The sequence below is a fragment of the Streptomyces sp. NPDC012510 genome, assembly GCF_042955065.1.
In the GTDB taxonomy this organism is placed as follows: domain Bacteria; phylum Actinomycetota; class Actinomycetes; order Streptomycetales; family Streptomycetaceae; genus Streptomyces.
The window spans coordinates 20,333-33,364 of record NZ_JBIBEN010000001.1; the positions used below are offsets into that span (position 1 = coordinate 20,333).

Sequence of the window (13,032 nt, forward strand, 5' to 3'; positions counted from 1 at the left end):
TCACACCCCGCCGGGCCGCGGCATCCGCCATGATCTGCCGACCGCGCTGGGCGTCACGGGAACGCCTCCCGCCCCTCGATCCGCGCGGCCAGTTCCGCTGCCATCGCCTTGATGGTCCGCAGGCCCTCCCTGCCCCAGGGGCGTGGCCGCACGTCGAGGACGCAGACGGTGCCGAGGGCGATGCCCGTGCGGTCGATGAGCGGCGCGCCGAGGTAGGAGCGGATGCCGTGGTCGTCGACGACGGGGTTCCCCGCGAACTTCGGGTATTCGCGCACGTCCTCGAGGACGAGGGCCTTGCGGCGGACCACCACGTAGGGACAGAAGCCGTGGTCCCGGGCGAGCTGACGGTCCACCCCGAGCACCGAGGTGTCCGCCGTCGGCACCGCCGACACATGCAGACCCGCGAAGAACTGCCGTTTCTCGTCGATGAAGTTGACCATCGCGTACGGCACCGCGCCGACCTCGGCGAGCCGGTCCGCGAAGGCGTCGAAGGCCGGTTCGGCGTACTCACCGAGTCCCAGTGTCCGCAGCCGCACCACCCGCTCGGGGGCGTCCCGGTCATCGGGCGTCAGGAGCAGCCGGCCGACCGGACGCGGCGGGTCGTACGTCACGTGTGGGCTCCGTGGCTCGGCAGCTGTGCCGGGGTGTGGGCGAGGAGGTGCCGTACGAGGGTGAGCAGGGTCTGCACGCCCGAACTGGAGATCCGGGCGTCGCAGCAGACGACGGGGATCTCCGGGTCGAGGTCGAGGGCCGCGCGCACTTCGTCGGCGTCGTAGCGGAAGGAGCTGTCGAACTCGTTGATGGCGACGATGAAGCCGAGGCCGCGCTGCTCGAAGAAGTCGACCGCGGCGAAGCAGTCCTCCAGGCGACGGGTGTCGGCGAGGATGACCGCTCCGAGGGCGCCCTCGGACAGTTCGTCCCACATGAACCAGAACCGCTGCTGTCCGGGGGTGCCGAACAGATAGAGCACATGCCTCGGATCAAGGGTGATGCGGCCGAAGTCCATCGCGACGGTCGTCTCGACCTTGTTCTCGATGCCGTCGAGATTGTCGGTGGCGGCGCTCACTGTGGTGAGCAGTTCCTCCGTGCTCAGCGGCGCGATCTCACTCACCGCGCCGACGAAGGTCGTCTTGCCGACCCCGAACCCTCCCGCCACCAAGATCTTCAGTGCGGTGGGGAAGGGGTCAGAGCTGTCGTCGTAGTCCATCGAGCACTGCCTCCAGAAGAGACCGGTCTGTCGGGTTGTGGTGGAAAACCGGGGGCTTGGTGGTGAGGGCTCCGCAGTCGACCAGGTCGGACAGCAGCACCTTGGTGACCGCCGCCGGCAGCTTGAGGTGGGCGGCGACCTCGGCGACCGAGATCGGTGCCCGGCACAGGTCGAGTGCGGTCGTGTGCTCGGGGCCGAGATAGCCGAGGGGGGTCGCCCCGGTGGCCATCACCTGCGAGAGGAGGTCGAGCGCGGTGGTCGGCCGGGTCCGGCCGTTGATGACGGTGTAGGGGCGTACCAGCCGCCCGGCGGCGTCGTCGTACAGGGGCCCGTCGCCGGCCGCGGGCACGCTCAAGGCCTCATCGCTGAGGGTTCGACGGTCTGACGGGGCTGGGTGACCAGGTAGGGGCGGACGCTCTTGACGAGCATCGCCATCTCGTAGCCGAGCACGGCGGCGTCGGCCTCGCGTCCGGCGAGCACGGCGAGGCAGGTGCCGGAGCCCGCGGTGGAGACGAACAGCAGGCTCGAGTCCAGTTCGACGACGACCTGGCGGACGTCGCCGCCGTCGCCGAAGCGGACGCCAGCGCTGCGCCCCAGGGAGTAGAGCCCGGAGGCCAGGGCCGCCATGTGGTCGGCGCTGTCGGGGTCGAGGCCGTGGACCGACTTCACGAGCCCGTCGCAGGAGAGCAGTACCGCGCTGGTGGTGTGCGGTACGCGCTGGACGAGGCCGCTCATCAGCCAGTCGAGATCGGATACATGGCCGGTCGGCGCATCGCTCGCCATGGTGGATCGACTCCTTGGGGTACGAAGGTCTGAGGGAGCGGAGGGGGTGGGGACCGCTGCGGGGGTGAGGGGGGTGGTCATCCGGCCGGTGTGCTCCCTTCCTGCCGGGGCGTGAGTCGTGCCGCGTCGAGGGCCGACGGCGGTACGGCTGTGGGGGCGACGTCCGCGGGGTGTCCACCCAGGGGCTGGGCGGCGTCCCCGGGGTGTCCACCCAGGGGCTGGGCGGCGTCCTCGGGGGGCGCGTCCATGGGGGCCGGCTCCATGTGGAGTGCGTCCGCGCGGCTCGTGCCGTCCTGTGGCATGGCCGCGGCCGGTAGGCCGCCGGTGTCCAGCCGACCCGAGTCGAGCCGACCCGAGTCGAGCCGACCCGAGTCGAGCCGGCTTGTGTCCAGTCGGCCCGTGTCGATGCGTGAGGCGGCGTCCGGGGCCGGGGGTGTCAGGTCCTCGGACGCCGTGTCGAGGGTCGAGGTGTCCCAGTCGGAGCTCTCCATCTGGCGGGCCTCGGCGAGTCCGATGCCGCGCTGGAAGGCGGCCATCAGACCGGGGTCGTGGCCGATGTAGTGGTCGGGGTCCTGACGGGACACGGGCGGGGGGCCACCGCGGAGCTGGGGCACGATGTGCTGCTGGGCGCGTCGGCGGGGCAGTTGCGGCTTGCCCATGGTGCCGCGCACGGCGCCGGCGACGCGTGGGACCGGGGGTGTCGTGGCGTTCTCCGCGACAGTCCGGCGGTCGTCGGGGCGGATGCCGGGCACGGCCTCGGCCGGGTTGGGCCGCTCCGCGCGGGCGCCGCGTACGGGCAGGGGGGCAGGGCCGCTGCTTCTGCCGGGACTCTGCTGACCGCCGGCCCGGACCGGGCCCTGCTGGCGGGGCACGGAGGCACGCGCCGGGGCCGCCGGGGCCGGGGTGGGACGGTGGCCGCGCTCGGTGCGCGTGGGCTGCGTGGATGCCGGTCGGCCCGGCCGGTCGGTCGCGGTCCGGGTGGCCCGGTCGGTCGCCGGGCGCTCGGCGGGGCCGGGGGCGGACGCCCGCTGGGCGGTGGCGGGTTGTGCCTGGCGGGGCCCGGCGGTGGGACGTCGCGCGCCGCCGATCTGCGGGATGTGGGGCTGGGAGGCGGTTTCGTCGCCGGAGTCGGTGCCGAGCAGGTCCTGGGGGACGACGAAGGCGGCCTGGACTCCGCCGTAGATGTTGGTCTGGAGGCGGACCTGGATGCCGTGGCGGCGGGCGAGCTGGGAGACCACGAAGAGGCCGATACGGCCGTCCTGGAGGAGGCTGGCGACGTTCACCTGGTCGGGGTCGGCGAGCAGGGCGTTCATCTTGTTCTGCTCGGTGACGGGCATGCCGAGCCCTCGGTCCTCGACCTCGACGGCGAGCCCGGAGGTGACGAGGTTGGCGCGGAGCAGGACCTGGGTGTGCGGGGCGGAGAACACCGTGGCGTTCTCGACGAGTTCGGCCAGGAGGTGGATGACGTCGGCGACGGCGTGGCCGCGCAGGGTGCCGTCGACCGGGGGCACCAGCTTGACCCGTGAGTACTGCTCGACCTCGGCGATCGCGGAGCGCAGCACCTCGGTCATGGAGACGGGGTTGCTCCACTGACGACGGGAGACAGCGCCGCCGAGGACGGCCAGGTTCTCGGCGTGGCGGCGGATGCGGGTGGCGAGGTGGTCGATGTGGAAGAGGCCCTTGAGGAGGTCGGGGTCCTCGATCTCGTTCTCGAGGTCGTCGAGGATGGAGATCTCGCGCTGCACCAGGGACTGCAGACGGCGCGCCAGGTTCACGAAGACTTCGAGCTTCTGTTCGCTGCCTGCGTGGCTGGAGAGCTGCGAGGCCTGGAGGACGGCGGTGACGGCGCTGTCGTGGGCACGGGTCAGGTCGGAGGTGAGCTGCTCGAAGTCGTCGGCGCCCACCGCGGCCTTGGCCCTCGGCCCGCGTGCCGGTGGCTGCTCGCCGCGGCGAAGTGCCTCGACGAGGGCGCGCAGGTCGTCCTCGCTCCTGGTGCTGATCTTCCGCAGGGCACCCAGGCGTTCGCGCAGGGACCTGGCGGTGCGGTCGGCGGCGACGGCGGCGATGGCGATGCCGGCGAGGGCCACCAGGGCGGTCCCGGCGAGTACCGCCCAGAGGGTGAGGCTGAAGCGGGCTCCGCCGGCCCGGACGGTGAAGAGCACGGCGGCGCAGGCGCTGAGGGCCACGGCGGTGGGGGGCAGGACCGCCAGGCGCAGCAACTGTGGCCGTATGTGGATATCGGGCGGCGTGGGGACGGCGCGGGGGGCCGATCGCCCGTGCCGCCCGCCCTCACGGCGGTCTGCGCGTGCGGCCGGTGCGCGAAGGTGAGACATCAGCGTCCTCGTACTGGTCCGTCTGGGGTGTGGGGGGTGCCGCGGCTGGGCGGCTTGGGCATGCGCCATCGCGTGTCGGTCGTGAGAGTCGAAGAATTCGGCTCTGCGTCGTCCGACGGCGACTCACAGTAGTCGCCAACGCATCGAGCTCGGCGCGCAGTTGACAAAGAGAACCGCAATGCGTCCCGCTCTGGTATGAGGCTTCGTGCGACAGTCCGACAATGTTCCGAACGCACGTTCCTGACGAAATCCTTTTGCGGTCTGATTTTGATCAGAGCTGATCAGAATAGGTCGATAACAAGCGGAGAGGGCCGGGGCGCTTTGCGCGCCCCGGCCCTCTCCGTCAATCCAGAAATCACCCTGTCGGGAGAATTCACCAAGTTTTCCCGCTGTCCGCCACGAGGTCCAGTCGCTCCCCCACCGGCGGCCAGGCCGCCCAGCCGCCGACCGGCTGCGAGTCCGCCGTCTCCGTCGACGGCGAGTACGAGAACCCCAAGAGTTCTGCGCAGGAACAGCCTGCAACACCTCCTGCCCAAGGGCCTGACCCTCGACGGACTGCGCCAGGAGGACCGCATCCTCGACGGCCGCCCTGAGCCCGCAACCGCAGCTGGTGCAGCGCCGTCTCGAACTCGAAGCGGCCTCGGCAGAAGGGGGTGGCGCAGCCGCCGGGGACCTTGTGGCGCTCCATCAGGAGGGTGCAGCCCGCGCGTTGGAGGGTGACGACGGTCCGCCGACGAACCCCACCAGGTCCATCACGAAACGCACTGGGGTACTAAGCGGCGCTCGTCTCCCGGCGGGCGAGGCGGAGCAGGACGGCGGAAGGTGCGGTGGGCAGGGCCAGGGAGAGGTCGCCGGTGGCGGGGTTCCAGGTGGTGGTGGCCGGGCTGGCGGACGGGTAGAGCAGGTCCGCGCGGATGTGCGAGCCGCGCAGGTGGGGCAGGTGGAGGGTTGTGGAGGGGGCGGCGCCGGGTCGGCGCCACGCTGTGAGGTAGGTGGTGGTGGGGGTGTGCAGGGCCAGGGCGATCCAGGGGTCGTCCCAGGCGGGGAGGCCGAGTGGCCAGGACGGCACGGTCTGCGGCAGGTCGGTGCGGATGGCCTTGTACACGGCGACCGCCTCGTGGACCAGGGCGCGGGCCTCCGGTTCGAGTTCCGGGATGTGGCCGGAGAGGTGGATGCGGCCGAGGAGCGCGTTGGCCATGGTGAAGGCCACCTCGTCCGGGGAGTCCTCCGGCAGCGGGTAGGCCCAGACGGCGCTCTGCTCGGGGGTGACGGCGGTGGGGGCGGAGGCCGCGATGGGCGCGTACAGCTGAAGGTTCTGCTGGTCGCTGGTGGACTGCAGCTGCAGCCGGGACAGCAGGGCGTGGTCCCAGCGCATGCCGCCGGAGGAGCAGTTCTCCACCACCAGGTGCGGGTAGCGGTCCAGGATGCCGTCGAGCCAGTCGAGGTGCGCCCGGTTGTGGCCGAGCAGGCCGGCGCCCGGGGTCTCGCCGGGGTGGGCGCTGGTGCCGGAGCCGGGGTCGATGTTGTGGTCGAGCTTGAGATAGCCGACGCCCCACTCGCCGACCAGGCGGTCCACCACGCGGTCCAGGTGGGCACGGGCGGCGGGGTGGCGGAGATCCAGGTGGTGCCGGTCCACTTCCACGATGCGGACGCCGTCGCGGCGGAAGAACGCCTCGTCGGGCAGGGACCCGGCCATGGGGCTGCGTACGCCGATCACTTCGGGCTCCAGCCAGAGGCCGGGGACCATGCCGCGCTCGCGGATGTGGTCCAGCACCTCGTGGATCCCCTTCTCCCCGGGGAATCGGGAGGCGGCAGGCTCCCAGGCGCCGACGGAGTTCCACCAGCCGCCGTTGTCGTCGTCGTACCAGCCGGCATCGATGACGAAGTACTCGGCGCCCGCGTCGGCGGCCGCGTCGATGAGCGGCAGGAGCTTGTCGGTGGTGGGGTCGCCCATCAGGCAGTTCATGTAGTCGTTGAAGATGACGGGCAGGCGTTGGTGGTCGGTGTGCGGGCGCCTGAGGACGCGGCGGTAGCGGGTCAGCGCGGCGAACGCGGCGTCGGGCCCGCCGTCGGCGCTGAAGGCCAGCGCGGCGGGTACGGTGCGGAAGGCGGCGCCGGGTTCCAGGGGGTGCCGCCAGCCGTGGTGGGTGTCGGTGGGCCCGAACAGAGCCACGTAGGCCGCCTGGTCGTGCTCTTGGCACTCCCAGCGCCAGCCGCCACCGTTGTGCTCGATCTGCCACGCCCAGGTGCGGCCGGAACGGCGGTCCGTGACGCCGCCCATCGGCAGGTGTCCGCAACTGGACCAGGTGCCCTGCCCGTTGAGGGCGAAGCCCGCCTTGCCGTGGCCGTACTTCACGCGTCCGCTGAGGGCGGGTGTGGTCCGGCGCATCGGCTGTCGCTGCCAGCGGCACTCGGCGAGCCAGTCGTTCTCCGCCCAGAGCAGGTCCGCGGCGTCGATGGCCGCGGGCCCGTCCGGGGTGAGGCATCCCACCACGAGCGAGCTGACCGACTCCAGGTGCAGCGTGGCCTGCCCTTCGTTGCGCAGGGTCACCTCGCTGCGGAGTGCGGGCACGCCGTCCGGCGACCGGTAGGTCACCTCCGCGGCCAACCCTGTCTCCGGGTCGTGGAGGTGGACGGTCAGTGCGTGCCAGTCGCCGTCGCGGGTCGCGTGGTGGGCCCGGTGGCGCAGCCGCCCGCCGAGGCCGGTGTCGACGAGGCGGCTGCCCGACCAGCTGCGGCCGTGGCCCGCGGCCGTCACCTCAACCAGGGGCACGGGTGTACCGGGGCTGCTGTCCGCCTCGCCGGGCAGCCCGAAGTGTGTCAGGCGCGGGCTGCCGTTGTCATCGAGGAGGATCTCCAACTGGAGGGCCTCGTGCCCCCAGCGGATGGTCTGCTGTTCCTTGGTCATGGTGGCCTTTCCAGGTCAGGGCTTGCGCAGCACCGCGCAGCCACCAGGCGGGACCTCGTGTGCGACGGCCCCGGTGAGCAGGTCGTGCGCGGGCTCCGGCAGGTGCAGGGTGGCGGTGCGGTGGTTGATCAGGGCGTGCCAGCGGCGCCCGTCGGGCGCGTGCCGTGTGACGGCTTCGACACCGGGCGGCAGACCAGGCAGTTCGGGCTCGACGCCGGCCTCCTTCAACAGCCGGTGGACCAGGGCGCCGTAGTCGGTCTCCTCCAGGCGGGCTGAGAGGTACCAGCCCTGCCCGGTGCCGAAGCGATGCCGGGTGAGCGCGGGGCTGTCCGTGAGCATGCCGTGGGTGTAGGTGGCGAGCGTTTCCGCGCCCTCGGTGCGCAGGGACTCGCTCCAGACGGTGCCGTGTGATCCGTCCGACAGGGCGATCCGCTCGGCCCGCCGCAGGGGCCGGTACTCCTCCACGCGGATGCCCAGCGCCTCGCGCAGTGGCCCGGCGGGGTAGCCGCCCAGCCGGGCGTGCGGGCGCTCGTCGACGAATCCGCTCGCGTGCTGGACGAGCAGCGTCCCACCACCCTCGACGTAACGGCGCAGATTCTCGGCGCCCGCGTCGGACATCAGGAACAGGGCCGGTGCGATGACCAGCAGATAGCGGCCCAGCTCGTGTTCGGGGTGGGCGAAGTCGACCGTGGCACCGGCGTTCCACAGAGCTCGGTGTGCTCGGCCCAGTTCCGCGTGGTAGTCGAGGTCGGGGGAGGGCAGGCCGTCCATGCTCAGCGCCCACCAGGCGTCCGAGTCGTGAAGGACGGCCACCGGGGCGGTGACCGTCGATCCCGCCAGTTCCCCGAGCCGGGCGACCGCCTCGCCGACCTGCGTGACCTCGCGGAAGACACGGCTGTCGGGCCCCGCGTGCGGGACCATCGCCGAGTGCCACATCTCGGCGCCGGCCCGGGACTGCCGCCACTGGAAGAACAGGGCGCCCTCCGAACCGCGGGCGATGTGGCCGAGGGTGTGGCGCAGGATGTCCCCGGGCTCCTTGGCGAGGGTCCGGTCGCGGTCGTAGACGGTATTGGTGCCCTGTTCCATCAGCAGCCAGGGACTGCCGCCGGCCAGGGAGCGGGTGCGGTCGGCGTGGAAGGCGACGTCGGCGGCGGCGTCCGGACCGGGTGAGCTGGGGTACTGGTCGGAGCTGACCACGTCGAGTTCGCGGGCGAGGACCCACAGGTCGATGTTCTGGTAGGCGGGGAGCATCAGGTTGGTTGTCACCGGCCGGTCGCTGTGCGCGCGGATCGCGTCGCGCTGCTCGCGGTAGGCGGCGATGATCTCGTCCGACCAGAAGCGGCGGAAGTCAAGTGCTTGGCCGGGGTTCTTGTGCCACTGTGTCGCGCGCGGCGGCATCACCTGCTCCCAGGAGGAGTAACGCTGGCTCCAGAAGGCCGTGGCCCAGGCCTCGTTGAGGGCGTCCAGCGAGCCGTGGCGGGCGCGCAGCCACACCCGGAAGGCAGCGGCCGTGTGGTCGCAGTAGCAGAGCGTGCCGTACTCGTTGTGCACGTGCCACAGAGCGAGGGCGGGGTGGTCGCCGTACCGCTCGGCCAGGGCGGAGGCGATCCGGCGGGCCGCACTGCGGTAGGCGGGCGCGGTGAGGCAGTACGTGTCGCGGCTGCCGTGGGTGAGGCGGTTGCCGTCGGGGGTGACCGGAAGCGCGTCGGGGTGGGCCACGCTGAACCAGGGCGGCGGGGAGGCCGTCGGAGTGGCGAGGTCGACGGCCACGCCGCCTGCGTGCAGGCGGTCGATGTGGGCGTCCAGCCAGGCGAAGTCGTAGCGCCGTTCTTCCGGTTCCAGCAGGGCCCAGGAGAAGACACCGACGGTGGCCAGGTTGACCCTGGCCCGGCGCATGAGCTCGTCGTCCTCCTTCCAGATCGGCTCGTCCCACTGCTCGGGGTTGTAGTCCCCGCCGAAGGCGAGTCCGCCCAGGCGGTCGGTGATGCTGCGTGTGGTCATGACGGTGCCTCCCTGCGGAGCGTCGGGCGCTGCTTCCGGGGCCGCCCGACTCTCCGTACGGAGAGTCGGGCGGCACTGTCGGCCAGAGGGCGGCCGGTCGCCGGTCCGCCCTTCTGCTTGTGGCGGCGTCAGAAGCCCACGGCGCCCCAGGAGTGGGCGGTGTAGTCACCCGGCCCGAACTCCCAGCCGGCCATGACGCTGTTGAGGTAGTGGTCGTTGGTGTAGAGGCCCTTGTTCAGACCGTAGTTGAAGAACGGGGTGAGACTGCCGGACCACCAGCCGGACCTGCTCCTGTCCAGGAAGCTGAGGGTGTGGTCGCCGTTCGGCCAGCTGTAGTCGTAGATGTCCCAGCTGCGGCCGCCCAGGCTGACGTTGGTCACGGTCGGGATCGCGTCGCCGTTCGCGTCGTAGCGGTCGGCCAGCGGCTGCGTGTTGTGCCAGTTGAGCCAGATCATCAGCTCGGTCTTGGAGTTGCGGTTGTTCGGCTCGGGGAGCGGGTCGATGAAGATGTCGTACGTGGCGTTGTAGCGCGAGCCCGACTTCGGCCACGCCGACTGGCTGAACCACGAGTTGTTGTTGGGGCTTACGGCGCCGATCTTCTTGGGGAGTGTGGTCACCGGGGACGACCAGCCCCAGTCCTTGCCGTTGACCATGGCGACGAAGCCGGTGCCGGTCTGGGAGTTCACACCCCAGGAGTTGTCGTTGGCGTACCACGTCGAGGCGTTGCCGCCGGTCGAGTAGTGCTTGAACCAGTACGTCTGTGACGCTGCCACTGCCGAGTTCGGCAGGGTGAGGACGAGAGCCAGAGCCGCGAGTAGCGCGGCCCAGCCGATTCGGAATTTCATCAGCCCTCCGGATTGTGTGCCGAGTGGGGGGATCACACAGGAGAGGAGCAGTCGGTCGCCCTGCCCTGGTGGCAGGGCCACGTCGGTCTCCCCTTCGGGACGGCGGGTGCGGAGCGAGGCAGCCGGAGCCGAACCTCACTTGGGGTCGCCGTAGATGACTCCTCGTCCGTTCGTCCCGAAGTAGACGCGACCGTGGACCCGAGGGTCTCCGGTCATGGTGCTGCCGGTCCAGGCGTACTGGTGCCGGTCGTCGTTGATACGGACCCAGCGCCGGCCCGCGTCGTCGGACCGGAAGATGCCGCGCACGCCGCGGATCTTGGAGCTGGTGTACACGGAGGGGTACTTGGCGCCGGGTGCGGCCTTGCCGAATCCGACGACGTCGCCCTCGTCCACCGCCTCGAACCTGGTGAAGGACGCTCCGGAGTCGGTCGACCGCCACAGCCCGTACGGTGTGGGGGTGGTGGGCTTGGTGGTGCCGCCGGCCAGCCAGATGTCGCCCTCGTGGCCCGGTACCGGCTTGAACCGGACGTTCCCCGCGGTGGGCAGACCGGTCGCCGCCGTGGCCTCGAAGCTCTTGCCGCCGTCCGTGCTGAGGTAGAAGACGCCGGCGTCGTAGGCGTAGAACTTCGCCGGGTTCACCCGGTCGGAGCGCACGGGGGCCCCGGCCGGCAGCCCCTTCGACGCCGTCCAGGTCGCTCCGTGGTCGTCGGACCAGCTGACCGACGCACCGGCCGGTGACCAGACGATCCGTCTGCCGTCGGCGCTGATGGCGACGGCCTGGTCCTCGACGCCGGGCCCGGTGACGCCGGCCGGCTCACTGCGCGACGGCGTCCAGGTGTCGCCGCTGTCGGTGGAGATGGCGAAGTGCTGCGTCCAGCCGCTGGTGGGGTGGCCGACCCGCACGATGGTGTGGGGCGCCAGCTCCGCGTAGTCCAGGGCCGGGGTGCCGCCGAAGGTCGGGCTGTCGTACATCTTCGGCGCCTTGTGGAAATCCGTGTGCCGGAAGCCGCCGACATCGCCCACGCCGGAGAAGAGGTGCGCCGCGCCGACGGGCGGGCTGATCACACTGATGACAGCGGTTTCCTCCAGCCCCTGGGCCCGCACGGACAGGTGCACCGTGCCGCCGCTGTCCCAGTCGGTCAGGTTGTCGGCGCCGTAGATCGTCGCGCCGGTTCCGTACATGAAGTGGTCGGAGTCGAAGGGGTCGATCTGGACGGACTCCATCATCCAGCCCAGCTTGGGGGTCATCTCTGGCAGCGACGGCGAGGCGTTCCAGGTCAGCCAGGGGGCGTCGGAGATGTCGATGTCGTAGCGCAGGGTGCGCCCGGAGTTCTCGTCCATGTCCCACGCGCGGGTCCAACTCGCGCCGCCGTCGGTGGAGCGGAAGAGGATGCAGTCGGGCCACCACTTGAGCTGGGTGGACACCATCAGGGTGTCCGGGTTCTGCCGGTCGATGGTCAGACCGCTGTAACCCCACTCGTTCTCGGCGCTGGTGGACGGGACCGGGCTGATGCGGGTCCAGGTGTCGGTGGCGGTGTCCAGCTTCCACACGTCGCCCTTGAAGCCTTCGTACGGGCCGGCGGTGTCGCTGGTCGCCAGGTACAGGTAGCCGCCGACGTGGTCGAAGACCGCGTGGTGCGGGATGTAGCCGGTGGGCTGCCCGGGTACGCGTTCCCAGGTCGCTCCGGCGTCGGTGGACCGGTACAGGATGTTGTCCTTGTCGGCGACGGTGACGTAGAGGGTCCGCGTGGCCCTGCCCGCTCTGCCGGTGCGCTTGTCGAAGACGACTTGCAGTACGCCCAGGTTGTCGCCGTTGTAGCCGTCGGGGTCGGTGGGGTCGATGACGAAGTTGCCCGCGTTCGGGAAGCTCGTCACCTTCGTGAAGGTCTTGCCGTGGTCGGTGCTGCGCCACAGTCCGTGGCCCCCGCGCACTCCGAGGTAGAGGATCTTGTTGCGGTTGGGGTCGATCACCAGCCGCTCGCCGATGCCCCGGCCGGGCATGTTGCCGCCCAGCCGGAACGGCAGGGGCGTGGTCTTCCAGGTGCGGCCGCGGTCGGTCGAGCGCAGGATCGCCGCCATGCTCGGGTCCCACTCGGGCATGGTGTAGGTGCCCGCCGCCAGGTAGACGCGATCGGGGTCGACCTCGTCGGTGGCGATGCTGATGATGCCGGTGTGCCCGTACTCGTCCCAGCCGATCCAGTCGGTGAGGGGGATCCACCGCCGGGACGCCGTGTCGAGGCGGTAGGCGCCGCCGATGTCGGTACGGGCGTACACCAGTCCGGGCTCGCTCTGGTTGAAGACGATGCCGGGGACGAAGCCGCCGCCGACCATCTCCGCGTTGCGGAAGGTGTACGGCAAGCGTGAGACCTTGCCGGTCGCGCCGGCGGAGGCAGCGGACGGGGCGAGCACAGGGAGTGCGGCCGCGGCCGCACCGGCGGCCAGCAGTCCTCGGCGGGAGAGGTGCGGGACATGGGTCATGACGGGTCCTTGCCTTTCGGGTGCGCGGGAAAAGTGAGGTAACCCGCCACCGCAACCCCTTTGCCGGGGAGTCTGACGACGCGATGTCCGGACTGCCGGCCGTGCTGGGCACATGGGCGGGCACAGCGGCGGCCAGGCCCTTCTTGCTGCTGGTGCCGTCCTTGCCGGCACCAGAGGCGCTGCCGCCCCGGGCGTCCGGCAGCGGTGAGAGAGGCGGCGCCCGCTGCGCCGGTGGCTGTTCGCAGGGCGGCTCGGCGATTCGTCTCCATGCTCATGTCGTTGCAGCCCTTCGCTTTCGTGGATCCGACCGGCGGGCAGCCGACGCTGAGTCGTCCGGTGACCTGCTGCAGGGAGGGGGAGGGAGGGAGGGAGGGAGGGAGGGACATATCCGAATTCGAAGCATCGATGCGCTTCGACGTTGCGGTGACACTAAGACTGTGTTTCCGGGGGCGGCAACGGGCCGTACAGGTCACTTTC

At 71.1% G+C, this 13,032-nt stretch carries 9 protein-coding genes; all 9 read right to left on the reverse strand.

The annotated features are described in order from the left end of the window. Positions 1 to 53: 53 nt before the first annotated feature. Complete coding sequence (locus ACFY9I_RS00105) at positions 54 to 611, reverse strand: GAF domain-containing protein (RefSeq protein WP_390994417.1); 558 nt, start codon at positions 609 to 611, stop codon at positions 54 to 56. Continuing rightward, complete coding sequence (locus ACFY9I_RS00110) at positions 608 to 1,207, reverse strand: ATP/GTP-binding protein (protein ID WP_390994420.1); 600 nt, start codon at positions 1,205 to 1,207, stop codon at positions 608 to 610. The genes ACFY9I_RS00105 and ACFY9I_RS00110 overlap by 4 nt, the downstream gene beginning before the upstream one ends. Then, the gene (locus ACFY9I_RS00115) at positions 1,185 to 1,556 is read right to left on the reverse strand and encodes a DUF742 domain-containing protein (RefSeq protein WP_390995653.1); all 372 of its coding nucleotides are present in this window, start codon (positions 1,554 to 1,556) and stop codon (positions 1,185 to 1,187) included. Before ACFY9I_RS00115 ends, ACFY9I_RS00110 begins: the two co-directional genes overlap by 23 nt. A gap of 2 nt (positions 1,557 to 1,558) precedes the next feature. Continuing rightward, positions 1,559 to 1,990 (reverse strand): roadblock/LC7 domain-containing protein, encoded by a 432-nt coding sequence (locus tag ACFY9I_RS00120; protein ID WP_390994422.1) that lies wholly within the window; start codon positions 1,988 to 1,990, stop codon positions 1,559 to 1,561. A 77-nt stretch (positions 1,991 to 2,067) separates the two neighbouring features. Beyond that, positions 2,068 to 4,323: an ATP-binding protein gene (locus ACFY9I_RS00125; RefSeq protein ID WP_390994425.1), complete on the reverse strand. Its 2,256-nt coding sequence runs from the start codon at positions 4,321 to 4,323 to the stop codon at positions 2,068 to 2,070. A 772-nt stretch (positions 4,324 to 5,095) separates the two neighbouring features. Beyond that, on the reverse strand, positions 5,096 to 7,231 hold the full coding sequence (locus ACFY9I_RS00130) for an alpha-galactosidase (protein WP_390994427.1): 2,136 nt from the start codon (positions 7,229 to 7,231) through the stop codon (positions 5,096 to 5,098). Between the two features lie 15 nt (positions 7,232 to 7,246). Next, positions 7,247 to 9,232, reverse strand: a complete 1,986-nt coding sequence (locus tag ACFY9I_RS00135) for a beta-galactosidase (protein WP_390994429.1) — start codon at positions 9,230 to 9,232, stop codon at positions 7,247 to 7,249. Between the two features lie 128 nt (positions 9,233 to 9,360). Next, positions 9,361 to 10,077 carry a cellulase B precursor gene (locus ACFY9I_RS00140; RefSeq protein ID WP_390994432.1) on the reverse strand — a complete coding sequence of 239 codons (717 nt, stop codon included), beginning with the start codon at positions 10,075 to 10,077 and terminating at the stop codon, positions 9,361 to 9,363. A 135-nt stretch (positions 10,078 to 10,212) separates the two neighbouring features. Continuing rightward, on the reverse strand, positions 10,213 to 12,555 hold the full coding sequence (locus tag ACFY9I_RS00145; protein WP_390994435.1) for a xyloglucanase: 2,343 nt from the start codon (positions 12,553 to 12,555) through the stop codon (positions 10,213 to 10,215). Between the last annotated feature and the right edge of the window lie 477 nt (positions 12,556 to 13,032).

Coding starts and splice junctions, on each gene's coding strand:
- ACFY9I_RS00110 (WP_390994420.1), bottom strand. CDS start 1,207: ATGGACTACGACGACAGCTCTGACCCCTTCCCCACCGCACTGAAGATC.
- ACFY9I_RS00120 (WP_390994422.1), bottom strand. CDS start 1,990: ATGGCGAGCGATGCGCCGACCGGCCATGTATCCGATCTCGACTGGCTG.
- ACFY9I_RS00125 (WP_390994425.1), bottom strand. CDS start 4,323: ATGTCTCACCTTCGCGCACCGGCCGCACGCGCAGACCGCCGTGAGGGC.
- ACFY9I_RS00130 (WP_390994427.1), bottom strand. CDS start 7,231: ATGACCAAGGAACAGCAGACCATCCGCTGGGGGCACGAGGCCCTCCAG.
- ACFY9I_RS00135 (WP_390994429.1), bottom strand. CDS start 9,232: ATGACCACACGCAGCATCACCGACCGCCTGGGCGGACTCGCCTTCGGC.
- ACFY9I_RS00140 (WP_390994432.1), bottom strand. CDS start 10,077: ATGAAATTCCGAATCGGCTGGGCCGCGCTACTCGCGGCTCTGGCTCTC.
- ACFY9I_RS00145 (WP_390994435.1), bottom strand. CDS start 12,555: ATGACCCATGTCCCGCACCTCTCCCGCCGAGGACTGCTGGCCGCCGGT.